Origin of the sequence: Pseudomonas sp. GR 6-02 (genome assembly GCF_001655615.1) — a bacterium.
Classification (GTDB): Bacteria; Pseudomonadota; Gammaproteobacteria; order Pseudomonadales; family Pseudomonadaceae; genus Aquipseudomonas.
This window is the reverse complement of record NZ_CP011567.1, coordinates 5,147,319-5,169,133: the sequence shown is the minus strand read 5'-3', so window position 1 is coordinate 5,169,133 and position 21,815 is coordinate 5,147,319. Positions and strand designations below refer to the sequence as shown.

General features: G+C 58.5%; 27 protein-coding genes and 1 pseudogene. 19 read left to right on the top strand and 9 right to left on the bottom strand.

The features are described 5' to 3' along the window. The first annotated feature begins 3 nt into the window (after positions 1-3). From PGR6_RS22775 to recX, 14 genes and pseudogenes are all read left to right on the top strand, one after another. The gene (locus PGR6_RS22775) at positions 4-1,047 is read left to right on the top strand and encodes a phage baseplate assembly protein (protein WP_064620014.1); all 1,044 of its coding nucleotides are present in this window, start codon (positions 4-6) and stop codon (positions 1,045-1,047) included. 67 nt (positions 1,048-1,114) lie between these two features. Then, complete coding sequence (locus PGR6_RS22770) at positions 1,115-1,624, top strand: phage baseplate assembly protein V (protein WP_064620009.1); 510 nt, start codon at positions 1,115-1,117, stop codon at positions 1,622-1,624. Next, positions 1,624-2,022: a phage GP46 family protein gene (locus tag PGR6_RS22765; protein WP_003222234.1), complete on the top strand. Its 399-nt coding sequence runs from the start codon at positions 1,624-1,626 to the stop codon at positions 2,020-2,022. Before PGR6_RS22770 ends, PGR6_RS22765 begins: the two co-directional genes overlap by 1 nt. After that, a complete protein-coding gene (locus PGR6_RS22760) occupies positions 2,012-3,055 on the top strand; it encodes a baseplate J/gp47 family protein (RefSeq protein ID WP_064620006.1) in 1,044 nt (347 codons plus the stop codon). Before PGR6_RS22765 ends, PGR6_RS22760 begins: the two co-directional genes overlap by 11 nt. Next, the gene (locus PGR6_RS22755; protein ID WP_064620003.1) at positions 3,043-3,642 is read left to right on the top strand and encodes a YmfQ family protein; all 600 of its coding nucleotides are present in this window, start codon (positions 3,043-3,045) and stop codon (positions 3,640-3,642) included. Before PGR6_RS22760 ends, PGR6_RS22755 begins: the two co-directional genes overlap by 13 nt. 11 nt (positions 3,643-3,653) lie before the next feature. Then, entirely contained in the window at positions 3,654-4,847 is a 1,194-nt protein-coding gene (locus PGR6_RS22750) for a tail fiber protein (RefSeq protein WP_064619999.1), read from the top strand. A gap of 11 nt (positions 4,848-4,858) precedes the next feature. Further along, on the top strand, positions 4,859-5,323 hold the full coding sequence (locus PGR6_RS22745) for a phage tail assembly chaperone (protein ID WP_064619997.1): 465 nt from the start codon (positions 4,859-4,861) through the stop codon (positions 5,321-5,323). 332 nt (positions 5,324-5,655) lie between these two features. Then, entirely contained in the window at positions 5,656-5,997 is a 342-nt protein-coding gene (gene opgC / locus PGR6_RS30045) for an OpgC domain-containing protein (RefSeq protein WP_177343102.1), read from the top strand. Between the two features lie 36 nt (positions 5,998-6,033). After that, positions 6,034-6,831 (top strand): annotated as a pseudogene (locus PGR6_RS22735) (acyltransferase family protein); the annotation flags it as partial. A gap of 54 nt (positions 6,832-6,885) precedes the next feature. Further along, positions 6,886-7,449 carry a glycoside hydrolase family 19 protein gene (locus tag PGR6_RS22730; protein ID WP_064619988.1) on the top strand — a complete coding sequence of 188 codons (564 nt, stop codon included), beginning with the start codon at positions 6,886-6,888 and terminating at the stop codon, positions 7,447-7,449. Beyond that, positions 7,431-7,949 carry a lysis system i-spanin subunit Rz gene (locus tag PGR6_RS22725; RefSeq protein ID WP_064619985.1) on the top strand — a complete coding sequence of 173 codons (519 nt, stop codon included), beginning with the start codon at positions 7,431-7,433 and terminating at the stop codon, positions 7,947-7,949. Before PGR6_RS22730 ends, PGR6_RS22725 begins: the two co-directional genes overlap by 19 nt. A gap of 80 nt (positions 7,950-8,029) precedes the next feature. Then, positions 8,030-8,530, top strand: a complete 501-nt coding sequence (locus tag PGR6_RS22720) for a CinA family protein (RefSeq protein ID WP_019647843.1) — start codon at positions 8,030-8,032, stop codon at positions 8,528-8,530. An 83-nt stretch (positions 8,531-8,613) separates the two neighbouring features. Continuing rightward, positions 8,614-9,666 carry a recombinase RecA gene (recA, locus tag PGR6_RS22715; RefSeq protein WP_007940559.1) on the top strand — a complete coding sequence of 351 codons (1,053 nt, stop codon included), beginning with the start codon at positions 8,614-8,616 and terminating at the stop codon, positions 9,664-9,666. A gap of 8 nt (positions 9,667-9,674) precedes the next feature. Next, positions 9,675-10,142: a recombination regulator RecX gene (recX, locus tag PGR6_RS22710; protein ID WP_064619982.1), complete on the top strand. Its 468-nt coding sequence runs from the start codon at positions 9,675-9,677 to the stop codon at positions 10,140-10,142. A 42-nt stretch (positions 10,143-10,184) separates the two neighbouring features. Here recX and PGR6_RS22705 read toward each other — a convergent pair whose 3' ends face one another. Further along, positions 10,185-11,303, bottom strand: a complete 1,119-nt coding sequence (locus PGR6_RS22705) for a TIGR00730 family Rossman fold protein (protein WP_064619979.1) — start codon at positions 11,301-11,303, stop codon at positions 10,185-10,187. A gap of 490 nt (positions 11,304-11,793) precedes the next feature. Here PGR6_RS22705 and PGR6_RS22700 point away from each other — a divergent pair, with 490 nt between their 5' ends. Continuing rightward, positions 11,794-11,988, top strand: coding sequence for a hypothetical protein (locus PGR6_RS22700; protein WP_018926957.1), 195 nt, complete (start codon positions 11,794-11,796; stop codon positions 11,986-11,988). Here PGR6_RS22700 and PGR6_RS22695 read toward each other — a convergent pair whose 3' ends face one another. Beyond that, positions 11,989-12,414 (bottom strand): PA3611 family quorum-sensing-regulated virulence factor, encoded by a 426-nt coding sequence (locus tag PGR6_RS22695; protein WP_018926956.1) that lies wholly within the window; start codon positions 12,412-12,414, stop codon positions 11,989-11,991. It abuts the gene before it with no gap. Positions 12,415-12,603: 189 nt separating this feature from the next. On the opposite strand from PGR6_RS22695, the gene PGR6_RS22690 reads away from it, so the two are divergent. From PGR6_RS22690 to PGR6_RS22680, 3 genes are all read left to right on the top strand, one after another. After that, on the top strand, positions 12,604-13,362 hold the full coding sequence (locus PGR6_RS22690; protein ID WP_018926955.1) for a tRNA-uridine aminocarboxypropyltransferase: 759 nt from the start codon (positions 12,604-12,606) through the stop codon (positions 13,360-13,362). 209 nt (positions 13,363-13,571) lie between these two features. Then, complete coding sequence (gene erdR, locus PGR6_RS22685) at positions 13,572-14,222, top strand: response regulator transcription factor ErdR (protein WP_018926954.1); 651 nt, start codon at positions 13,572-13,574, stop codon at positions 14,220-14,222. 75 nt (positions 14,223-14,297) lie between these two features. Next, on the top strand, positions 14,298-14,660 hold the full coding sequence (locus PGR6_RS22680) for a diacylglycerol kinase (RefSeq protein WP_018926953.1): 363 nt from the start codon (positions 14,298-14,300) through the stop codon (positions 14,658-14,660). Here the strand turns inward: PGR6_RS22680 and PGR6_RS22675 are convergent. After that, entirely contained in the window at positions 14,657-15,583 is a 927-nt protein-coding gene (locus PGR6_RS22675) for a LysR family transcriptional regulator (protein ID WP_018926952.1), read from the bottom strand. The two genes, PGR6_RS22680 and PGR6_RS22675, sit on opposite strands and share 4 nt — an antisense overlap. Before the next feature lie 122 nt (positions 15,584-15,705). Here PGR6_RS22675 and fpr point away from each other — a divergent pair, with 122 nt between their 5' ends. Beyond that, on the top strand, positions 15,706-16,485 hold the full coding sequence (fpr, locus tag PGR6_RS22670; protein ID WP_002554680.1) for a ferredoxin-NADP reductase: 780 nt from the start codon (positions 15,706-15,708) through the stop codon (positions 16,483-16,485). A gap of 149 nt (positions 16,486-16,634) precedes the next feature. Here the strand turns inward: fpr and tsaA are convergent, their stop codons facing one another. The 6 genes from tsaA to rimO all read right to left on the bottom strand — a co-directional run bounded on the left by tsaA (position 16,635) and on the right by rimO (position 21,804). Continuing rightward, positions 16,635-17,333: a tRNA (N6-threonylcarbamoyladenosine(37)-N6)-methyltransferase TrmO gene (gene tsaA / locus PGR6_RS22665; RefSeq protein ID WP_018926951.1), complete on the bottom strand. Its 699-nt coding sequence runs from the start codon at positions 17,331-17,333 to the stop codon at positions 16,635-16,637. A 185-nt stretch (positions 17,334-17,518) separates the two neighbouring features. Beyond that, on the bottom strand, positions 17,519-18,289 hold the full coding sequence (locus PGR6_RS22660; protein WP_064619976.1) for an SDR family oxidoreductase: 771 nt from the start codon (positions 18,287-18,289) through the stop codon (positions 17,519-17,521). A gap of 193 nt (positions 18,290-18,482) precedes the next feature. Then, positions 18,483-18,953, bottom strand: coding sequence for a DUF1456 family protein (locus PGR6_RS22655; RefSeq protein WP_018926949.1), 471 nt, complete (start codon positions 18,951-18,953; stop codon positions 18,483-18,485). A 75-nt stretch (positions 18,954-19,028) separates the two neighbouring features. After that, the gene (locus PGR6_RS22650) at positions 19,029-19,739 is read right to left on the bottom strand and encodes an rRNA pseudouridine synthase (protein WP_019647851.1); all 711 of its coding nucleotides are present in this window, start codon (positions 19,737-19,739) and stop codon (positions 19,029-19,031) included. Positions 19,740-19,867: 128 nt separating this feature from the next. Next, the gene (locus tag PGR6_RS22645) at positions 19,868-20,341 is read right to left on the bottom strand and encodes a GNAT family N-acetyltransferase (protein ID WP_018926947.1); all 474 of its coding nucleotides are present in this window, start codon (positions 20,339-20,341) and stop codon (positions 19,868-19,870) included. Between the two features lie 125 nt (positions 20,342-20,466). After that, positions 20,467-21,804 carry a 30S ribosomal protein S12 methylthiotransferase RimO gene (gene rimO / locus PGR6_RS22640; protein ID WP_064619974.1) on the bottom strand — a complete coding sequence of 446 codons (1,338 nt, stop codon included), beginning with the start codon at positions 21,802-21,804 and terminating at the stop codon, positions 20,467-20,469. Positions 21,805-21,815 lie beyond the last annotated feature (11 nt).

Here is a 21,815-nt window from a genome sequence, read left to right as displayed (position 1 = left end):
ACCATGAACGAGATGGATAACCGCGTCACGTTGACGGTCGGCGGCCTGGAATACGGTGGCTGGAAAAGCGTGGAAATCACGGCGGATCTGGAGCGTCAGTTCCGCACCTTTAAGCTCAACATCACCTGGCAATGGCCGGGGCAGACCGTAGACAAGCGGATCCAGCCCGGTGACGCCTGTGAAGTGCGCATCGGCCAGGATCTGGTGCTGACCGGGTATGTGTTCAAGGCGCCGATCAGTTATGACGGGCGACAGATCAGCCTGAACATCGAAGGCAGTTCTTGTACTCAGGACCTGGTGGATTGCGCCGCGACCAACCGCCCGAACCAATGGCATGAGCAATCGCTGTTGAGCATCGTCGAAGCGCTGGCGATCACCTACAAGGTCTTTGTGGTCAGTGAAATTCCCGAGACTGCCCGGCTCAGCAGTCACACCATCGTGCCGGGGGAAACGGTGTTTCAATCCGTCGACCGCTTGCTGACGCTGTTCCGGGTGTTTTCTACCGATGATGCCCAGGGCCGGTTGGTGTTGGCCCGGCCTGGCAGTGGTGGCCGAGCCAGCGATGCGCTGGAGTTGGGCAAGAATATTCTGTCGGCCAACGCGCCGATGGATTACAGCCAAGTGTTTTCCGAATACCGGGTCATCGGTCAGCAAAAGGGCACGGACAAGAAGAGCGGGGCGGCGGTCAGTGAGGTTGAATCGGTGTCTGCCGACCTGAGCTACAAGCGTCGGCGGGTCACGGTGATCAACGAAGGCATGCAGATCAATCCCGATCTCGCCTTGCAACGGGCCAACTGGGAAAGCGCCACCCGCGTCGGCAAGGCCAAAACCACCACCTATCAGGTGCAGGGTTGGCGGCAATCCAACGGCGATCTGTGGCGTCATAACACGCTGGTGCGGGTCAAGGATCCGGTGCTGGGATTCGATGACGACATGCTGATTTCCAAGGTGACCTACTCGCTGTCGGCGCAAGGTTCGATCACCACCCTGCAAGTCGCACCGCCGCATACCTTCGATGCCAATCCCGAGCCCCCGAAGAAAACCTGATAGCCCCTTATAAGGTAGCCCCTTAAAAGGTCGCAGCCTTCGGCCTCGCCCCTCCAAGGAATTCAACATGAGCCTACTGACACGCCTCCTGGCGCGCGGCACTGTCGTGCTCGCCAACTCGGCCACCAAGCTTCAATCGCTGCAAATGCGCCTCACCGCTGGCGAAGTGAACGACGACATGGAGCACTTCGAACCCTACGGATTCACCAGCAACCCACTGGCTGGCGCCGAAGGTGTCGCCACGTTTCTGGGCGGTGATCGCTCCCACGCCATCGTGCTGGTGGTCACTGACCGTCGCTATCGCCTCCAGTCCCTGGCCGCGGGAGAAGTGGCGATCTACACCGACGAAGGCGACAAGATCCACTTCAAGCGCGGGCGGATCATCGATATCGAAACCGCCACCCTGAATATCCGCGCCAGCAGTGCAGTCAACTTCGACACACCCGTAATCAATCAGACCGGAAAAATCGTCTCCACCGGCGATCAGATTGCTGGCGGCATCAGCCAGATCAAACACGTGCACGTCGGCGTGCAAGCGGGCAGCGGCCAGACCGGCGTACCGGCGGGAGGGCAGTGATGTTGATCAGCCAGAACCTCCACGCCGCACTGACCCGTGCAGTGCTGATCAGTCTGTTCACCTGGCGCCGCGCCGCCGATGACGATGCCCTCGACGATGAAGAGCGTTTCGGCTGGTGGGGCGACAGCTTTCCTACGGTGGCCGACGACCGCATCGGCTCGCGGCTGTGGCTGCTGCGCCGGGTCAAGCTGACCCGCCAGACCCAGATGGACGCCGAGTTCTACGCCCGCGAAGCCCTGCAATGGCTGATCGACGACGGCCACTGCAGCGCCATCGACATCATCAGCGAACGCCTCGACGCCCAGCGCCTGAACCTGCGCACGGTCCTGACCCTGGCCGACGGCGAGCGCCTGGACATCAACCCTGATAACAGTTGGCAGGTGATCTATGCCGTTTGAAACCCCTTCGCTGCCGGTGCTGATCAAACGCACCCAAAGCGACCTGGCCAGCGATTCGCTGCGCCAGTCCGATGCGCAAGTGCTGGCCCGCACCCTCGGTGGCGCCGCCTATGGCCTGTATGGCTATCTGGACTGGATCGCCGAGCAGATCCTCCCGGACAAGGCTGATGAATCGACCCTGGAACGGATCGCCGCACTACGCCTGAACCAGCCGCGCAAAGCCGCACAAGCGGCCAGCGGCAGCGTCAGCTTTACCGCCAGCGCCGGTGCCGTGCTGGACGTCGACACCCTGCTGCAATCGAGCGACGGTCGCACCTACAAAGTGACCGCCGCGCGCACCACCAGCAACGGCCTCAACAGCACCACCATCGCCGCGCTCGAAGCCGGCAGCCTGGGCAATGCCGAGGCCGGTCTGGCGCTGATTCCGGTGCAGCCGATTCTGGGCATTGCCGGCAGTAGCTTCATCGTGCTGGCGCCAGGGCTGATCGGCGGCATCGCTCGAGAAAGTCTGGAGTCCCTACGCTCCCGGGTTATCAGTTCCTATCGCATCATTCCCCACGGCGGCTCGGCGCAAGACTACGAAACCTGGGCGCTCGAATGCCCCGGCGTGACCCGCGCCTGGTGTCTCGGCAGCTACCTCGGTCCCGGCACCGTCGGTCTGTTCATCATGCGCGATGACGACCCGCAACCGATCCCGACCGACGCGCAACTGGCCGAAGTCCAGGCCTACATTGAGCCGCTGCGCCCGGTCACCGCCGAGGTGCATGTGCTGTCACCGGAGCAAGTGCCGGTCACTTACAGCTTGCGCCTGACCCCGGACACCACTGCTGTTCGCGCCGCCGTCGAAGCGCAACTGCGCGATCTGCATAACCGCGAAGCGGGCCTTGGCGACGCGTTGCTGCTGACCCACATCGCCGAAGCAATCAGCAGTGCCACCGGCGAAAACGACCACAAACTCTTGTCGCCGACCGCCGATGTAGCAGCAGCCAATAACCAGTTGCTGACCTTCGGAGGTTGCGTATGGCAGGCATAAGAACCGCCGCGCAATACCACGCCCAACTGCGCAGCCTGCTGCCCAGCGGGCCGGCCTGGGACCCCGAACAAGTTCCTGAACTCGAAGAAGTGCTCGAAGGCGTCGCCCAGGAACTGGCCCGCCTCGACGCCCGTGCCGCCGACCTGCTCAATGAAATGGACCCGTCCGGCGTCAGCGAATTGGTACCCGACTGGGAACGGGTGATGAACCTGCCCGACCCGTGCCTGGGCGCCACCCCGTTGTTCGATGACCGCCGACTGGCCGTGCGCCGCCGCTTGCTCGCAGTCGGCAGCCAGGCCATCAGCTACTACATCGAAATCGCCAAGAGCCAGGGTTATCCCAACGCCACCATCACCGAATTCGAAGCCCCGCGAATGGGACGGGCGCGGTTTGGCGCGGCGCACTTCGGGACCTGGCAGGCGCAGTTCATGTGGACCCTGAATACCGGTGGGAGATTGTTGCTGGGGCGGCGTTTTGGCGCGAGTTATTGGGGCGAGCGTTTCGGGGCTAACTCAGGCAACGCCCTTGAATGCTTGATACGCCGGCAGATTCCGGCACACACCGTTTTACACATCAATTATGACTGAGAGGTAAGAACATGGATTTTCCAATTAGCGCGCCCGGCATTGGGCTGGTAGGCGGCAAATTTGTAGATGAAAACCCATTGCTTGGGACGCCGGGATCCTTGATTCCTTCCCAGTGGGGCAATGCGGTCACTGAAGAAATACTCAATGTGATTTCTGCGGCGGGCCTTGCCCCGGATGAGGAAAGTAACAATCAACTCATTGCCGCCATCCGTCTTGTAAATAAACAGCCGACCCTTCTCACGGATACTGGCGCGGCCAATGTGTATTCGGCAACTAACTCCCCAGCGTTAACTGCGCTTCCAGGTTCTGGCTACTTCCAGCACCTTGTAATCGCCCATGCCAATACTGGCGCATCGACCTATGCGCCTGATGGTTTTGCAGCCAAACCGATTTATGGTCTGGGTTTGCAACCTCTTCAAGGAGGCGAGTTGCCCGTCGGTGTGGCTGTGCTGATGTACCTGGTACAGGCTGGGGTAAACGGTGGCAACGGCGCATGGATCATCATCGAATCACTTGGGGGCGCCTTCCAGATTGCCCCTGCCACGAAAAGTCAGCATGCCGTTCAGCTCGGCCAAGCAAGCAGCCTATTCGCCCCACCAACCGGGGAAATGAAGTGGTTTTCCACCATGACTCCCCCTGCTGGGTTCATGGCAGCGGATGGGTCATCGGTATCGCGCACTACTTATGCTGACCTGTTCAACGCCATCACCGCACGTCCAACTGGCAACGTGACGTCCGGTAGCAACAGCATTTCCAGCGTGACCAGTCCATCATCGATGTGGGTTGGCATGCCAATCAGTGGTACGGGAATCCCAGCTGGCGCAACTGTTACTGCTGTCGGCGCCAGTACCATCACGCTGTCCGCAAACGCCACGGCCACCAACACTGGAGTTACCGTAGCCATCTGCCCATTCGGTGTAGGCGACGGATCGACTACGTTCAACGTTCCGGACGGGCGCGGTTGCGCCCCACGGGGCTGGGACGGCACTGCTGGCCGTGACCCAGGCCGGGTGTTTGGTAGTTATCAGGGGGATACGTTCCCTGTTCACACTCACCCCTTTGGCGCTCCAGCTACTGTTCAAGGTGGCTCTGGCACTACCTTAATTCAGGGGGGGACAGGCTCTGGCGCGTCCACTGGTACGGCGGGCTCGGGTAGCGAAACTCGCATGAAAAACCTTGCGCTTTTAGCGTGCGTTAAATTCTAAGGAGAAAGTCTATGATCGTATTCAGCTATCACTTTGAAACTTTTGAGTATGTCGGTATCGGGGAGGCTTACGAGTCACCTTTGGAGCCGGGCGTATTCCCGCTTCCGGCCAATTCCACCACAGTTGAACCACCTGCGTTCAACAACGAAACTCAGATTTGCAAGTGGAGCATCGATACCCAGGCCTGGGTTGTGACTGATCGTCCGGTTCAGGAACCAGAACCAGGGCAGACCCCGGAAGAAATTTTGGCAGCGAAAAAGGCCGCAATGCGCGGTGACCGTACCGGCCTGTTGTACGCGTCGGATTGGATGTTGCGGCGCCATCAAGACGAGTTGCTGGCCGGCGCAACACCAACACTCACAGCCAGCAAACTCAAAGCCGTATTGGATTATCGTCAAGCACTTCGCGATCTGCCAACAGCTGATGGCTTTCCTGAGTGCAGTCTGCCAGTGCTGACGTGGCCGACCTCCCCGTAAACGAGCCCGCAACTCAGATGACCGCCTTGAGCGGTTTTTTTCGCTTGGAAAAAAGGGGGTATTCGAGCAGGTGGCCCCGGACACTGTGAGTAAGTGATCGGTTCAACTGGGGTAGGTCGTGGGCCTGGTTACCGTTAGCGTTACCAGCCTCAGCGCCGACAACACGCTGGCCTATAGCTCCGGCCAACTGAGTCTCGGATCCAGGCGAGACAGTGCTTGCGTGCGATGCCTCCGATTGCCTGTAAATCCTAACGGAGCGAGGTGAAGATAAGGCAGCATTCCGGCCCCCATAAGTTATCGCCATGATATTACCTTTCATGGATAGTAAGGGCATGATCGACAGCCTGACTTCGCTCCGTTTTTTCGCAGCTTTCGCCATCGTATTGCATCACGCAAAGGGGCTGGTTTTTTCCAGCGAATTCCTAAGTGGGCTTCCACTATCTTCTGGTGTAAGTTTTTTATTTGTGCTGTCAGGCTTTATACTTAGTTATGTGTACTCTAGTAAGATGGCATATGTAGGGCTTTATAATTTTCATACTTCGCGATTCTCAAGGATATGGCCTGCGCATATTTTTACGCTGATGTTGGTTGTGGTCTTATTTCCTGCGCCTGATTGGGTGCTTGGTGCTAAGGATGGCTGGCTAGTGGCCTTGCTTAACATTTCTTTTCTTTAGTCTGCTGTTCCTGTTCCAGCATACTATTTTTCATTTAATGGCGTTTCTTGGAGTATCTCTACGGAGCTGTTCTTCTATGCGGTATTTCCATTGTTGCTTTCAGGTCTGAATAAAAATTGGCACTTTAAACTGGCGGTTTTGCTTATTCTGGGCTTGGTGTTCTCTTATATTATCGATCTGTCCGGTGTGAATTATTATGCTCCAGATAAATTGACAGAATTTTCGGCGCACGGCTTGGCCTATATTAGCCCGCTATTCAGGGTTCAAGAGTTTTTCATGGGGATGCTGCTATTTAAGGTGTTTGACTATGTCAAGGGGTGGAAGGGATTCGGATTTGCTCTGTGCACCGTGCTTGAGGTTTTGTGTGTAGCTGGTATTGTGTTTTTGACGCAGGGCATTGTGGAGGCTTCATATTCGCTAGCTGGGATTGCGATTACTTCATATTCGCTTGTTGGAATTGCGAATAATGCTTCCGGTGAGTTCTTGTCGCACGTCGCCCTTGGGTTGTTTTTTGGTTTGGTGGTGGCTTGTTTTGCCATAAACAAAGGTTTTGTGTCAAAAATTCTAAGGCATCGGTTATTTGTAGTTCTTGGTGAAATAAGCTTTTCAATGTATTTGATTCATCAGATTGTTTTCAGGCTCTATTATGCGCACAAGCTTATGTTTGAGTCTCTGCCAAGAAATGTGGTTTTTCCCTTGCTTGTAATTGCAATTTGTTTGTTTTCATATGGTATATGGCGATTTATTGAGCTGCCAGCCCAGGCCAAACTGAAGAATATTTTTTCTAAGCTTGATCGCAAGAAGGAGAGCCGAAGCTCAGCTTCATTAACCTAATCAAATAATTCCCAAGACCCGCTCCGGCGGGTTTTTTTACGCCTGGAGAAAAGTATGCCCATCACCGCGCAGCAACTGCTGCTGATCCTCCCCAACGCCCGCCAAGTTGCGGGCTTTTTTGTGCCCGTGCTCAACACCGCTATGCGCAAGTACCAGATCATCACGTCCGTGCGTATAGCCGCGTTTATCGCCCAGGTTGGGCATGAGTCTGGCCATCTCAACTATGTGAAGGAGCTGGGCAATAGCCAATACCTGAGCAAATACGACACCGGCGCCCTGGCCGCCCGTTTGGGCAACACTCCGGAACCTGACGGCGACGGTCAAAAATACCGTGGCCGAGGCCTGATCCAGATCACCGGGCGTAACAACTACCGCCAATGCAGTCTCGGCCTGTTTGGGGACGAACGTCTGCTGGCTCTGCCTGAATTGCTGGAGCAACCGCAATGGGCGGCCGAGTCCGCCGCCTGGTTCTGGGAGCAGAATGGCCTGAATGAGTTGGCCGATCGCGACCAGTTCAACAGCATCACTCGCCGTATCAACGGTGGGCTGAACGGGTTGCAGGATCGCCTGGAAATCTGGGCGCGGGCGAGGGCGGTGCTATGCCAGTCTTCGGTCTGAACGGCTGGCGATTGATCGGTCTGCTGGTGCTGGCCGGTTGTTCGGCGGCGCTGGCCTGGCAGTTTCAGGATTGGCGCTACGGCCGGCAACTGGCGGAACAGGCCAGGGTGCACGCCGAGAGCCTTAATCAACTGACTCTGGCGACCGCCACCGAGCAACAGGCCGAACAAAACAGGCGTCTGGCCCTGGAGCAGCGACTGTCAGCCAGTGAACAAACCCATTATCGAGCGCTTAGCGATGCCGAACGTGATCAAGGTCGCCTGCGCGATCGTCTTGCCACTGCTGATGTGCGCCTGTCAGTCCTCCTCGATGCCCATGACGCTGCCTCAACCTGTGCAGTGCCAGCTGCCTCCGGCACCGGCGGCGTGGATCATGGCGCCGCGAGAGCCCGACTTGACCCGGCGCATGCTCAACGAATTATCGCCATCACCGACGCCGGTGACAGCGGATTGATTGCCTTGCAGGCCTGTCGGGCCTATGTCAGGGCTCTGGCTCACTAACATTTTGATCGATCCTGAACCTTGCAAGTGCGATTCGCTCGTGTACGGTAGGCCTCATTCCGCTCGATCAGGAGAGAGCCGTGAAAGAGATCACTCATCTGGCCGATCTACTCGGCAGACGCTTGCAGCTTCTCAATGCCCACGTCACTGCCGCCGAGTCCTGCACCGGCGGTGGGATCAGCGAGGCGATCACCCGCATTCCGGGGAGCTCGGCGTGGTTCGAGGCCGGTTATGTCACCTACTCAAACCGTCAGAAAACCCAGCAATTGAATGTTCCGGCCGAGTTGTTTTCAACCGTCGGGGCGGTCAGTCGCGAGGTGGTCGAGGCCATGGTCCGGGGCGCACAGGAAAAAAGCCGGGCGCGTTTTGCCGTGGCGGTCAGCGGTGTGGCGGGGCCGGATGGCGGTTCGCCGAACAAGCCCGTGGGCACGGTGTGGCTGGCCTGGGGCGTCGGTGAGCAGGTGTTCAGCGAGGTCCAGCACTTTGCCGGTAACCGCGACGAGGTCCGCCGACAAACGGTGAAGGCCGCGCTAGAGGGGCTGCTGCGGCATACCGCTGGAGAAATCTCAAATCAGGGGTAGGCGATCCTGAAACGCTGTGGAATAATACTGGCTACTTATACAGGTGTTGGCCGTCAGGCCTTATTGATTACGTGAGGACTTTAATGGACGACAACAAGAAGAAAGCCTTGGCTGCGGCCCTGGGTCAGATCGAACGTCAATTCGGCAAGGGTGCCGTAATGCGTATGGGCGATCAGGACCGTCAGGCGATCCCGGCCATTTCCACTGGCTCTCTGGGTCTGGACATCGCGCTCGGCATTGGCGGCCTGCCAAAAGGCCGTATCGTTGAAATCTACGGTCCTGAATCCTCCGGTAAAACCACCCTGACATTGTCGGTGATCGCCCAGGCTCAAAAAGCCGGCGCGACCTGCGCATTCGTCGACGCCGAACACGCTCTCGACCCTGAGTACGCCGGCAAACTGGGCGTCAACGTCGACGACCTGCTGGTTTCCCAGCCGGACACCGGCGAGCAGGCCCTGGAAATCACCGACATGCTGGTGCGTTCCAACGCCGTTGACGTGATCATCGTCGACTCCGTGGCCGCTCTGGTGCCAAAGGCTGAAATCGAAGGCGAAATGGGCGACATGCACGTGGGCCTGCAAGCCCGTCTGATGTCCCAGGCGCTGCGTAAAATCACCGGTAACATCAAGAACGCCAACTGCCTGGTGATCTTCATCAACCAGATCCGCATGAAAATCGGCGTGATGTTCGGCAGCCCGGAAACCACCACCGGTGGTAACGCGCTGAAGTTCTACGCATCGGTTCGTCTGGACATCCGTCGTACTGGCGCGGTGAAAGAAGGTGATGAAGTCGTCGGTAGTGAAACCCGCGTCAAAGTCGTGAAGAACAAGGTGGCTTCGCCGTTCCGTCAGGCCGAGTTCCAGATTCTTTACGGCAAGGGCATCTACCTCAACGGTGAGATGATCGACCTGGGTGTGCTGCACGGTTTCGTCGAGAAGTCCGGTGCCTGGTATGCCTACAACGGCACCAAGATCGGTCAGGGCAAGGCCAACTCGGCCAAGTTCCTGGCAGACAATCCGGAAATCGCCGCGACTCTCGAGAAGCAGCTGCGCGACAAGCTGCTGACCCCGGCACCGGACGTCAAGGCTTCGGCCGTCAGAGAGACCGAAGACGACCTGGCTGACGCTGATATCTGATCGATCCGATGACCGCCGTACTCGATACACTCGTCGCGGTGCGGCGAACCGCAATGGACCTGCTCGCGCGACGCGAGCACGGTCGAGTCGAGCTGACGCGTAAACTGCGTCAGCGCGGCGCCCCCCCTGAAATGATCGACACAGCACTCGACCGCTTGACGGAAGAGGGCTTGTTGTCCGAATCCCGCTACCTCGAAAGCTTCGTTTCCTACCGTGCCCGTTCCGGTTATGGCCCTTTGCGAATTCGCGAAGAGCTGAGCCAGCGCGGCCTGCAACGTACCGACATTGAGCTCGCCTTGCGCGAGAGTGGTATCGATTGGCAGGAACAACTGGAAGACACCTGGCGGCGCAAATTTTCCGGGCATTTACCGATAGACGCTCGGGAGCGTGCCAAACAGGGCAGGTTCCTGAGTTATCGGGGATACTCCATGGAAATGATCAGCCGCTTGTTCAGCGGCCGAGGGATGTACGATTGACTGAAACGGCTCGCTATTTCGATAGCGGGCCGTTTTTTTGCATCACGTTACCTTGGACGGTTGCCGTATGCGTTGTTGCGCCTGGGGTTTGGACTGGGTCCAGTTTTCCGGCAGGTTGATGTAATCCACCAATTCCCGCAGACGGCCATGATCACGAGCGTTGAAGGTGAAGGACAAGCGCGCCAGATGGCTGAACTGCGCTTCGTCGTGCTCCTCGCCACTGTAGGCATGCTGATGGAAATGATCGCTCAGGCACAGGTCGGCGAATGCCTCCTGCATGTGTTCAAGCGCCCGGTCGCTGAGTGTGTGGTTCATGCGAATCACGAACTGATGCTTGAGCCAGCGGCTGGAGTGGAAATTGCTGTAGAACTGGTTGATCTGCTCGACGGCCTCTTCGGCGCTATAGACCAGGCTCAGCAGCTTCATGTCGGTCGGCAGGATGTAGCGATTTTCCTCCAGTTGATGGTGAATGAAGTCCAGCGCGCCTTGCCAGAACTTGCCGCCCGGCGCATCCAGTAGCACGACAGGCACCAGCGGGCTTTTACCGGTCTGGATCAGGGTCAGTACTTCCAGCGCTTCATCCAGCGTGCCAAATCCCCCTGGGCACAGGACCAGCGCGTCGGCTTCCTTGACGAAGAACAGCTTGCGGGTAAAGAAAAAGTGGAAGGGCAGCAAGTTGGCGGTGCCATTGACCGTGGGGTTGGCATGCTGCTCGAAGGGCAGGGTGATATTGAATCCCAGGCTGTGTTCCAGGCCGGCACCTTCATGGGCTGCCGCCATGATGCCGCCGCCGGCGCCGGTGATGACCATCATGTCCGAGCGCGCCAGAGCGGCTCCCAGTTCTCGGGCCAGGCCATAAAGCGGGTGTTCTATCGGCGTGCGGGCCGAGCCGAAAACGGTGACTTTACGTCGACCCTTGAACTGCTCCAGCACACGAAAAGCATGCTCGAGTTCACGCAGGGTTTGCAGGGTGATCTTGGCATTCCAGCGGTTGTGATCTTCCTGGGCCATGCGTAGCACGGTCAGGATCATGTCGCGGTAAATCGGGATGTTGGGGCTGTTGGGTGAAACCAGGTTGAGTTGTTCTTCGACCTTGCTGGTGAGGTCGTGGCCGCTTTCTTGAAAATGACGGCTCAGTAGGTCATTCGGTTGGTAAGGCATTCAACTTCTCCTTCTGCACAGAACCCTCGGCCCCGACAAAACAATTGTCGGCGCCGCGACACCCCTTGTGTCGCTGTCTGCCCAAGCCCATGCCTGGGCGCTCTACTTGACTCGGTTGCAATCGAGCCATCCATACGGGCTCTGCTTATCCCTTGAATGAAAGAAACGTTCGCACAATAAGACACCGTAATGGGCAGCCCCTTTTCTGCCCTTAAAAAACAACATGAACACTTTGAATTTAGACCCTCGCAACGATTTTCGCTGGCTTGATCATTGCGCCGCAAAGTCTTTCCTGGCAACCGCTTATTGACGATTTACAAGGTGCTTTCACCGCTCGTCTGAACGCAAGCCGCATGTCTCGCGCTCTGATTTACTAAGTTACAGGCGTGACACGACAACTTTGCGTCAACGGCAGGACGCGACGTTCAAGCAATTCAGGGATTTATCGCGTGATCAACGGCGATCAATGCATGCAGGGAGGCGGGAAACCATGCCCAGAGTGACTCTGGAGATCGATGCGCAACTGTATCGATTGCTGAAAGCATCGGCCGAGACCCATCATTTGAGTCTCGAAGAAGAGTGCTGTCGACGTCTGGAGGGTGGGGAGCGACGTTCGCGTTACTTGCAGGCGCTGTTGGCAGAGCTGCGCGCCGAGGATGAACAGCGGCGCGCCAATGCCAGGTAATTATTTCTTCTTCGCGGGAGTCTCTTTCGGGCAGTCCGAGTCCTGGAAGCTTGCGGAGCCGACCGGACGGTTGGTCTTCACCTCGGTGAAGTCGTAACGCATGATTGCGCCCTTGGCCATCAGCTTGCGGAACCCTGGGTTTCTGCATACGGAGGCGCCGAGCTGGAAGTACACCGCTTTGGGATCGGCGCGCATTTTTTCGGCGTGGCTGCTTTGCACGCTCAAGTGGTTGATCAGCACTTTTCCTTCGGCAGTGTAGCCCTGATCAAGAATGTCTTCGTTGATCGCCCGTGGAGTGCCAACGCTGCTTTGTACGGCGACGTTTCGCAGCTCTCTGTTGAGATTCTGCTCACTCAAGGATGCAGCCTGAGCGCTAAAGGACGACGCCAGCAAAATGGCAGCGGTGGGAACGATAAGGCGCAGCATGAAACTCTCCTGGTTCAGTGACTGGTGGTTCGACCAGGCACATGACTGTGCGTTCAGTGGCGGCGAATTATAGGGGAGGAGGTCTGAGCGGTACAGGCTTGCACCGGCTGCTCTGATAAACTGCCGCGACTTTTTGCCCTTGCGAGTGTTTTTCGTGTCGATTTTCCATCCACTACGGTGCTGCCTGCGATGAACCCTGTCACCCCGCGCTTTGCCGCAAACGCCGTCGCCCGCTTGCGCGATCAGCGAGAGGAGGAGGGCATCAAGCCGATTCAGGCCCGTGGCTGGAGAGCGCCGCGATGCCGTGATTGCCGCGTGATTGAAAGTCATTGCCTGTGTGCCTGGCGCCCGTCGGTCGAGGCCCGCTCGGGCGTGTGCCTGATCATGACCAACAAAGAAGTATTCAAGCCAAGTAACACCGGTTGGCTGATCGCTGATGTGGTGCGCGACAATCATGCATTCATCTGGTCGCGTACCGAGACTGATGAGCAACTGCTGGCGCTGTTGGCCGATCCGCAATGGCAACCGTACCTGGTGTTTCCGGGCGAATACGTCGAACCCGAGCGAGTTACCCACAGTGTCGCGGTCGATAGCACCAAGCGCCCGCTGTTCATTCTGCTGGACGCCACCTGGACCGAAGCCCGTAAGATCTTTCGCAAGAGCCCGTATTTTGATCGCTTGCCGATCTTGAGCCTGCTGCCCGAAAAACTGTCACGTTATCGACTGCGCCGCTCCACCCGTAGCGAACATTTATGCACCGCTGAAGTGGCTGCACTGTGTCTCGATCTGGCCGGTGATACCGAGGCTGCGTCAGCGCTGGACGCTTATTTTGACGTGTTCAGTCAGCATTATCTGGACGCGAAAAAACAGCTGGACATGAACCTCGCCACACCGGCCCACGCCGAGCTGATGCGGTTTGTTCATAACGACGTCCCCGCCATGTTCTGATTGTCGCCCATACTGCAAAGAACTGTACCGGTTATGTATCTTGACCACCCCGGTTTCGCTGGGCATGCTTGGCGCCGATTGGGGCGCGGCCATCGTTTGATACGCCGTATTTTTACGTGAATAGCCATGTGATTGGCGTTGAACGTGCCCTGTTGGTGCATCTGCGTGGCTGCACCTGGAGTTGTTTGAAAAACAGGATCATTTGAAAAATGGCCACATACGAAATCCTGATTGCCGATGACCACCCTCTTTTTCGTAGTGCCTTGCATCAAGCATTGACCCTGGGCCTGGGCCCTGATGTCCGGCTGGTGGAAGTGGCGAGCATTGCCGAGCTGGAAAGTCGTCTGACCGAAAAGGCCGATTGGGACCTGGTGTTGCTGGACCTGAACATGCCAGGGGCCTACGGTTTTTCCGGGCTGGTGCTGTTGCGCGGTCAGTACCCGCAGATTCCAGTGGTGATGGTGTCGGCGCAGGAAGAAGCGTCGATAATGGTGAAGTCCCGTGAATTCGGCGCCAGCGGTTTCATTCCCAAGTCCAGTGACTTGAGTGTCATTCAAAAAGCCGTACGCGCGGTGCTCGATGGTGATGTTTTCTGGCCGCCCCAGGCCTTCGAAGCCGTCAGCGTTTCCGACGAAGCCAAGGCTGCCAGTGAAGGCCTGGCCAGCCTGACGCCCCAGCAGTTCCGGGTGTTGACCATGGTCTGTGAAGGTTTGCTGAACAAGCAGATTGCTTACGAATTGAGCGTTTCCGAAGCGACGATCAAGGCCCACGTCACCGCGATTTTCCGTAAGCTGAATGTACGGACCCGGACTCAGGCGGCGCTGCTCTTGCAACAACTTGAGTCAATTTCGAGCCACTAAGGTGTTATGTATTCACGCTTTTTTGACTTTGCTTAATCTAGCTTTCCCACTCCTTTTTGGTCAGTTGCTTACTCTATGTCACCTTTCAAAGGCCAGACCGGCCTAAAACGCATCCTCAACGCCTCCGGCTATTCCTTTGACGGCCTGCGCGCGGCCTTCACTGGCGAGGCGGCCTTCCGGCAACTGGTGTTGCTCAATGCCATCCTGATTCCGCTGTCGTTCTTCCTGAATGTCAGCCGTGTCGAGCAGGCGCTGCTGATTGCAGTCTGCCTGTTGGCGCTGATCGTCGAATTGCTCAACTCGGCGGTCGAAGCGGCCATCGACCGCATTTCCCTGGAGCGGCACCCACTGTCCAAGAACGCCAAGGACATGGGCAGTGCCGCTCAACTCGTGGCATTGAGCATGATCGCACTGGTGTGGGCGGTGATCCTGCTTTAAGCGATGGCAGGCAGAACGATCTCGTCGCTGCGCTGAACCCCGGCGGTGAAGGCGCGGCACAGCTCGAGGAACTCGCGCATCGCCGAGGTCTGATATTTCTGTTTGTGCCAGATGAAATAGAACTGCCGCGCCAGGTCCAGATCCGGTGTTTCTACCGGCACCAGGCTGCCACGACGGAACGCATCGCGCAGCGCCAGGCGCGAAATGCAGCCAATCCCCAACCCTGACTCCACCGCGCGCTTGATCGCTTCGGTGTGTTCCAGTTCCAGGCGAATGTTCAGCGCGCTGCGGTGGTGACGCATGGCCTGGTCAAAGGTCAGCCGCGTGCCCGAGCCTTGTTCTCGGAGAATCCACGCCTCATGACTCAGCTCCTCCATGGTGGCAATACCGCGTTGAGCCAGCGGATGCTGGGGCGCGCAGAACACCACCAGTTCATCTTCGACCCAGCTCTGCACTTCGATGTCCGGATGGCTGCAGTCGCCTTCGATTAGACCCAGATCAATTTCATAGTGAGCCACCTGTTGCACGATGTTGGCGGTGTTCTGCACATGCAGCTTCACCTGGCTTTCCGGATGGCGCTGCATGAAGCTGCCGATCAGCAGGGTGGCCAGGTAATTGCCGATGGTCAGGGTCGCACCGACCGCCAGGGAGCCGAAACCGGACTTGCCGTTGAGCAAGTCTTCGATTTCCTTGGCCTGATCGAGCAGGGCCACCGCTTGCGGCAATAGCTGTTTGCCGAGTGCGTTGAGGCTCAGCCGTTTGCCGGCGCGATCGAACAGTTGACAGCTGCACTGGCGCTCCAGCTCGGTGATCGAGGTGCTCGCCGCCGATTGCGAGAGGTTGAGCAGGCCCGCGGCACGGGATACGCTTTCCTGCTGGGCGACGGCGACGAATACTTGAAGTTGACGGAGAGTAAATCGCATATCGATATAACCGATAACCCTTATCTTAATAATCCATTTAACAGATATTGTCGCTGCCATTAGAATGCGATGCAATTGTGCACATCATTGGCGCAGGCAAAATCTCCAGGAGTCCCACGTACATGAGCAACATGAACCACGAGCGTGTCCTCAGTGTTCATCACTGGAACGACACTCTGTTCAGCTTCAAGTGCACCCGCGATCCGGGCCTGCGCTTCGAGAACGGTCAGTTCGTGATGATCGGCCTGCAACAGCCCAACGGCCGGCCGCTCATGCGCGCTTACTCGATTGCCAGCCCGAACTGGGAAGAGCATCTCGAGTTCTTCAGCATCAAAGTGCCTGATGGCCCGCTGACTTCCCAGTTGCAGCATCTGAAGGAAGGCGACGAGATCATCATCAGCAAGAAGCCTACCGGCACCCTGGTGCTGGATGACTTGAAGCCTGGCAAGCATTTGTACCTGCTCAGCACCGGCACCGGTCTGGCGCCGTTCATGAGCGTCATCCAGGACCCGGAAACCTACGAGCGTTTCGAAAAGGTGATCCTGTGCCACGGCGTGCGTTACGTCAACGAAGTCGCTTACCGCGAATTCATCACCGAGCACCTGCCGCAGAACGAGTTCTTCGGTGAGGCCCTGCGTGACAAGTTGATCTACTACCCGACCGTGACCCGCGAGCCGTTCGAAAATGAAGGCCGCCTGACCGACCTGATGCGCAGCGGCAAGCTGTTCAGCGACATCGGCCTGCCGCCGATCAACCCGCAGGACGACCGCGCCATGCTGTGCGGCAGCCCGAGCATGCTCGACGAGACCAGCGAAGTGTTGAACAGCTTCGGCCTGACTGTTTCGCCGCGGATGCGCGAGCCGGGTGATTACCTGATCGAGCGGGCGTTCGTCGAGAAGTGACCGAAGGTCACTTGTAGGAGCCGGCTTGCTGGCGATGGCAAACTTCAAAGCGCTATCGCCAGCAAGCCGGCTCCTACATTCAATGGCGTAGTGCACAGAAAAGCCCGCATGACCTGAGAAGGTCATGCGGGCTTTTTCGTTTCCGGGGTTCAGGCTTTTGCGGGAATGACTTCCAGGACGCGGATCACGCCCGTCTCAGGATAATGCCAGCGCACATCCAGATCCCAGAACTGCGCGCCGTATTCGCGCTCAGGCGTAGGAATCTGGTACGCCGGGCGTGGGTCTTGTGCCAGGCATTGCTCGATCAACTCGACCAGAGGTTCGCCAAGCCGCTGAGCGTGGCCGTGGGCCTGTTGCAGGGCCGAGTCCGTCCACTGCACGGGAATCAGCAGCGGCGGGGCGCTGGCGATGTCGTTGGACGCCGTGTCGATGATGTCGGCGTAGGGCACGTAAGGTTTGATGTCGAGAACTGGCGTGCCGTCCAGCAAGTCGATGCCGGAGATCCACAGTCGATTGGCTTCGACCTTGTCCAGTTTGACCACCGACTGGCCGATGCCATTAGGACGATGCGTTGCGCGGGTGGCGAACACGCCCATGGATTTGTTACCGCCCAGGCGCGGCGGGCGGACTTTGAGGCGTGGCTTTTCTTCCAGCGCTTGATGGAACAGGAACAGCAGCCACACATGGCTGACCTGCTCCAGCCCCTGCACCGCATCACCCTGATCAAACGGCGCCACCAGCTCCAGTACGCCCCGAGCGGCCGGGGCCAGTTGCGGTTGACGCGGAATGGCGAACTTCTCCTTGAAGCAGGAGCGCACGAAGCCGATGGGGGAAACGCTGTAGGTCATGGTCTGGGGTCGAGGCCGGGATTAGGGCGGCATGATAACCCGAGCGGCCTCGAGATCGGTGCTGCCTATTACTCCGTCATCGCGGGCAAGCCACGCTCCCACAAGGTTCTCGAGTGAACGCAAATGTTGTGTACGGCATAAAACCTGTGGGAGCGTGGCTTGCCCGCGATAGCCGCGCCGCCGATCTAGAGACTAAACCCGCCATCCAAAGGAATGACATTCCCGGTCATATACGCCCCGGCCGTACTCGCCAGGCTGATCGCCAGCGCCGCCATTTCTTCCTCCCGGCCCCAGCGCTTCATCGGAATCAACGCCGTGTCCTCGGCCAGCGCCTGCTCATCGTTGCCGATGTGCTGAGTCATCTTGCTCGGGAAACGTCCCGGTGCGATTACGTTGACGTTGATGTGCTGGCTCACCAACTCTCGCGCCAGAATCCGCGACAGTTGATGCAGGGCGGCTTTGCTCGGGCCGTAGGCATACGCCTGTTCGCCGAAGGAAGAAATCCCGGCCACCGAGCCAATGTTGATGATCCGTGCCGGATTCGCCGCCGAACCGGCCTTGCGCAGCAGCGGTAGAAATTGCTGGATGCAGTTGAACACTGAGGTGACGTTGAGCTGCATGACTTTTTCCCAGCCCTTGACCGGGTAACTCTCCAGCGGCGCACCCCAGGTGGTACCGGCATTGTTCACCAGAATATCCAGCTGACCGATCTGTTCGCTCAATTGCGCGGCCAGTTGTTGAACGCCTTCTTCATGCGCCAGGTTGGCGGCCATGGCGTGGCAAATCCCGAAGGCACTCAGCTCATCGGCAGTTTGCTGACAGGCTTCGGCATCCCGGGCGCACACGTACACGATGGCGCCGGCCTCGACATAAGCCTTGGCGATCATTTTGCCGATACCGCGGGTGCCGCCGGTCACCAGAGCGGTGCGGCCTTGCAGAGAGAAGTAGGGATGCATGGCGAGTCCTGAGAGCTGAGGGTCAATACACCCTAGTCTTCAGCCGCCGGAAGCGGAGCCACTATTTTTGCGCGGAATGAACATCTATACAGATTGGTCTGCGACCGCGCTTGTAGGAGCCGGCTTGCTGGCGATGGCGTTCTCAAGATCGCCATCGCCAGCTAGCCGGCTCCTACAGGGCGCGCGGCGCGATTTACTGCGGGCGCACGCGCAGGGTCAGGCCCTTGAGGAAGTTGCGCAGCAATTGATCGCCGCACGGGCGGTAGTTAGTGTGGCCGAACTTGCGGAACAGCGCGCTCAGCTCAGGCTTGGACACCGGGAACTCGGCGGCCTTGAGGATGGCGTGCATGTCGTCTTCCTTCAGTTCGAAGGCGACGCGCAACTTCTTCAGGATGATGTTGTTGGTCACCGGCACTTCGATCGGCTGCGGCGGACGGCTTTCGTCCTTGCCACGCTTGAAGATCACCAGGCCATCGAGGAAATGCGCCATGACTTCGTCCGGGCAGCGTACGAAACCTTCCTCGTCTTCTTCTTTCTTGTCGAGGTATGTCACCAGGTCTTCCAGAGTGACGTCCATGCCGCCGAGCTTGATGATCTCGATGACTTTCTTGTCGCTGATGTCGAGCATGTAGCGCACGCTGCGCAGTACGTCGTTATGAATCATGTGTGCAGTCCTGATATTTCGCTGTGGGCGCCGCATGAAGCTGCGGCGCCGGAATGTATGGCGGCGGGAAAAGCCTTAGAACTTCTCTTTGCCGGACAGGTAGCGCCATTGCCCCACGGGCACTTTGCCGATGGACACACCGCCGATGCGGATGCGGCGGATGGCGACGACCTTGAGGCCGACGGCCTGGCAGAACAGGGCGATCACGCCCGGTTGTGGGTTTTTCATGGCAAAGCGCAGGCGGTTTTCGTTCTGCCAGCTGGCCTTGACCGGCGGCAGTTCCTTGCCCTTGTACGTCAGGCCGTGGTTCAGGCGGTTGAGGCCGTGAGCCACCATGTCGCCTTCGACCTCGACCACATATTCCTGCTCGATCTTGCTGGCATCGGCGGTGAGTTTGCGCAGAATCTTCCAGTCCTGGGTGAACACCAGCAGACCGCTGGCGTTGGCCTGCAGGTCGGCGCTGGCGGTCAGGCGCAGGAAGTGACCCTTGAGCGGACGTTTGCCGTAGCGGTGTTCTTCGCTCAGGGTCGCGGCGCTGAGGGTCGCCATGGCGCTGTCCGCGTCCATGCCCGCCGGGACGTTCATCAGGATGGTCACCGGCTCCGGCGCAGTGGCCTTGGCCTCTGGGTCGAGCTCGACTTTCTGGGTGTCGACCTTGAACTGCGGCTCGTCGATGACTTCACCGTCGACGGTGACCCAGCCGCCCTCGATGAACAGCTCAGCCTCCCGACGGGAGCAGCCGACGAGTTCGATGAGGCGTTTGGAGAGACGAATCGGGTCAGTCATGACAGGGCCGTAACAAAAAAGGGGTGGGCATTGTACCTGCCTGGCGCCGGTTAATCGCGGGTCCATTTGCCTCATGTGTTTTTAATGTGGGAGCGAGCAAGCCCGTTCCCACATGGCGCCATGGTGTGTCAGCCATTGCGCGCCAGTTGCTGGCCCTGGCGCAAACGCATGTGCAGCAACGGGTAAGGCTGGCCCATACCGTCATGCTCCGAACGACCAATTACCTCGAAGCCCTGCTTGAAGTAAAAACCCAGGGCCTGTGGGTTCTGCTCGTTGACGTCCAGCTCATCGGCGTTCAGGTGTTCCAGGGCATAGCGCAGTAATTGCTTGCCCAGGCCTTGGCCACGGTGATCCGGATCGATGAACAGCATTTCGATCTTGCCCGCTGCCACGCCGGCGAACCCGGTGATGCGCTGGCGCGAGTCTTTGGTGCAGATCAGCATGACGGCGTCGAGGTAGCGGGTCAGGACCAGGTTCTTCAGCAGTTCGATGTAGCTGTCGGGCAGAAAGTCATGGGTAGCGCGCACCGAGGCTTCCCACACGCGGGTGAGTTCTTCGTAGTCGCTCTGTTTCGGTGTGTAAATGACCGAATGTTGGCGCATGGCCGCTTGCTCCTTCTGTTAAGAGCCGTTCCTGTAAGGCTGCGAGTTTTTTCTCCCACAAAACGATAGACGTAAAAAAGCCCCGCATCTCGTCAAGAGAGCAGGGCTTTTCGTATTTTTTGCGTTTAGATCTGTTCAGCCCACAGGTCGTATTCGTCGGCGTCGGTCACTTTGCACCAGACCTTGTCGCCCGGCTTCAGGTTGCTGCCATTGTCGATGAACACGTTGCCGTCGATTTCCGGGGCATCGAAGAAGCAGCGGCCAACCGCGCCTTGCTCGTCGACTTCGTCCACCAGCACTTCGATCTCACGGCCGATGCGCATTTGCAGGCGTGCCGAGCTGATGGCCTGCTGGTGCGCCATGAAGCGATCCCAGCGGTCTTGCTTGACGTCGTCCGGAACGATCTCCAGGTCCAGATCGTTTGCCGGTGCGCCTTCGACCGGCGAGTACTGGAAGCAGCCGACGCGGTCCAGCTGGGCTTCGGTCAGCCAGTTCAACAGGTACTGGAAGTCTTCTTCGGTTTCGCCGGGGAAGCCGACGATGAAGGTCGAACGGATGATCAGGTCCGGGCAGGTTTCGCGCCAGTTCTTGATGCGGGCCAGGGTCTTGTCTTCGAAAGCCGGGCGTTTCATGGCTTTGAGGACTTTCGGGCTGGCGTGCTGGAACGGGATGTCCAGGTACGGCAGGATTTTCCCGGCGGCCATCAGCGGGATCAGCTCGTCGACGTGCGGGTACGGATAAACGTAGTGCAGGCGAACCCAGACGCCGAGGGTGCTCAGGGCTTCGCAGAGTTCGGTCATGCGGGTTTTCACCGGCGCGCCGTTCCAGAAACCGGTGCGGTATTTCACGTCGACGCCGTAGGCGCTGGTGTCCTGGGAAATCACCAACAGCTCTTTGACACCGGACTTGACCAGGCGCTGGGCCTCGTCAAGAACATCACCGACCGGACGGCTGACCAGTTTGCCGCGCATCGACGGGATGATGCAGAAGCTGCAGCTGTGGTTGCAGCCTTCGGAAATCTTCAGGTAGGCGTAGTGGCGCGGGGTCAGTTTGATCCCTTGCGGCGGCACCAGGTCGATCAGCGGGTTGTGATCCTGACGCGGCGGCACGACGTCGTGCACGGCGTTGACCACTTGCTCGTACTGCTGCGGACCGGTCACGGCCAGCACACTCGGGTGCACGTTACGGATATTGCCTTCTTCGACGCCCATGCAGCCGGTCACGATGACCTTGCCGTTTTCCTTGATGGCTTCGCCGATCACTTCCAGGGACTCAGCCTTGGCCGAGTCGATGAAGCCGCAGGTATTGACCACCACGACGTCGGCGTCCTGATAAGTGGACACAACGTCATAGCCTTCCATGCGCAGCTGGGTAAGGATGCGCTCGGAGTCGACCAGTGCTTTCGGGCAACCCAGGGATACGAAGCCAACCTTTGGATTGGCCGGCGCAGGAGTGGTGGACATGTCTAACCTCG

Bases quoted from the DNA above. Each gene is read 5' to 3' on its own strand.
- recA (WP_007940559.1), top strand. From the start codon at position 8,614: ATGGACGACAACAAGAAGAAAGCCTTGGCTGCGGCCCTGGGTCAGATC.
- PGR6_RS22660 (WP_064619976.1), bottom strand. From the start codon at position 18,289: ATGCATCCCTACTTCTCTCTGCAAGGCCGCACCGCTCTGGTGACCGGC.
- PGR6_RS22755 (WP_064620003.1), top strand. From the start codon at position 3,043: ATGGCAGGCATAAGAACCGCCGCGCAATACCACGCCCAACTGCGCAGC.
- fpr (WP_002554680.1), top strand. From the start codon at position 15,706: ATGAGCAACATGAACCACGAGCGTGTCCTCAGTGTTCATCACTGGAAC.
- PGR6_RS22770 (WP_064620009.1), top strand. From the start codon at position 1,115: ATGAGCCTACTGACACGCCTCCTGGCGCGCGGCACTGTCGTGCTCGCC.
- PGR6_RS22680 (WP_018926953.1), top strand. From the start codon at position 14,298: ATGTCACCTTTCAAAGGCCAGACCGGCCTAAAACGCATCCTCAACGCC.
- PGR6_RS22745 (WP_064619997.1), top strand. From the start codon at position 4,859: ATGATCGTATTCAGCTATCACTTTGAAACTTTTGAGTATGTCGGTATC.
- PGR6_RS22690 (WP_018926955.1), top strand. From the start codon at position 12,604: ATGAACCCTGTCACCCCGCGCTTTGCCGCAAACGCCGTCGCCCGCTTG.
- PGR6_RS22725 (WP_064619985.1), top strand. From the start codon at position 7,431: ATGCCAGTCTTCGGTCTGAACGGCTGGCGATTGATCGGTCTGCTGGTG.
- opgC (WP_177343102.1), top strand. From the start codon at position 5,656: ATGATCGACAGCCTGACTTCGCTCCGTTTTTTCGCAGCTTTCGCCATC.
- tsaA (WP_018926951.1), bottom strand. From the start codon at position 17,333: ATGACCTACAGCGTTTCCCCCATCGGCTTCGTGCGCTCCTGCTTCAAG.
- PGR6_RS22730 (WP_064619988.1), top strand. From the start codon at position 6,886: ATGCCCATCACCGCGCAGCAACTGCTGCTGATCCTCCCCAACGCCCGC.
- PGR6_RS22675 (WP_018926952.1), bottom strand. From the start codon at position 15,583: ATGCGATTTACTCTCCGTCAACTTCAAGTATTCGTCGCCGTCGCCCAG.
- erdR (WP_018926954.1), top strand. From the start codon at position 13,572: ATGGCCACATACGAAATCCTGATTGCCGATGACCACCCTCTTTTTCGT.
- PGR6_RS22765 (WP_003222234.1), top strand. From the start codon at position 1,624: ATGTTGATCAGCCAGAACCTCCACGCCGCACTGACCCGTGCAGTGCTG.
- recX (WP_064619982.1), top strand. From the start codon at position 9,675: ATGACCGCCGTACTCGATACACTCGTCGCGGTGCGGCGAACCGCAATG.
- PGR6_RS22760 (WP_064620006.1), top strand. From the start codon at position 2,012: ATGCCGTTTGAAACCCCTTCGCTGCCGGTGCTGATCAAACGCACCCAA.
- PGR6_RS22650 (WP_019647851.1), bottom strand. From the start codon at position 19,739: ATGACTGACCCGATTCGTCTCTCCAAACGCCTCATCGAACTCGTCGGC.
- PGR6_RS22705 (WP_064619979.1), bottom strand. From the start codon at position 11,303: ATGCCTTACCAACCGAATGACCTACTGAGCCGTCATTTTCAAGAAAGC.
- PGR6_RS22655 (WP_018926949.1), bottom strand. From the start codon at position 18,953: ATGATTCATAACGACGTACTGCGCAGCGTGCGCTACATGCTCGACATC.
- rimO (WP_064619974.1), bottom strand. From the start codon at position 21,804: ATGTCCACCACTCCTGCGCCGGCCAATCCAAAGGTTGGCTTCGTATCC.
- PGR6_RS22645 (WP_018926947.1), bottom strand. From the start codon at position 20,341: ATGCGCCAACATTCGGTCATTTACACACCGAAACAGAGCGACTACGAA.
- PGR6_RS22775 (WP_064620014.1), top strand. From the start codon at position 4: ATGAACGAGATGGATAACCGCGTCACGTTGACGGTCGGCGGCCTGGAA.
- PGR6_RS22695 (WP_018926956.1), bottom strand. From the start codon at position 12,414: ATGCTGCGCCTTATCGTTCCCACCGCTGCCATTTTGCTGGCGTCGTCC.
- PGR6_RS22750 (WP_064619999.1), top strand. From the start codon at position 3,654: ATGGATTTTCCAATTAGCGCGCCCGGCATTGGGCTGGTAGGCGGCAAA.
- PGR6_RS22700 (WP_018926957.1), top strand. From the start codon at position 11,794: ATGCCCAGAGTGACTCTGGAGATCGATGCGCAACTGTATCGATTGCTG.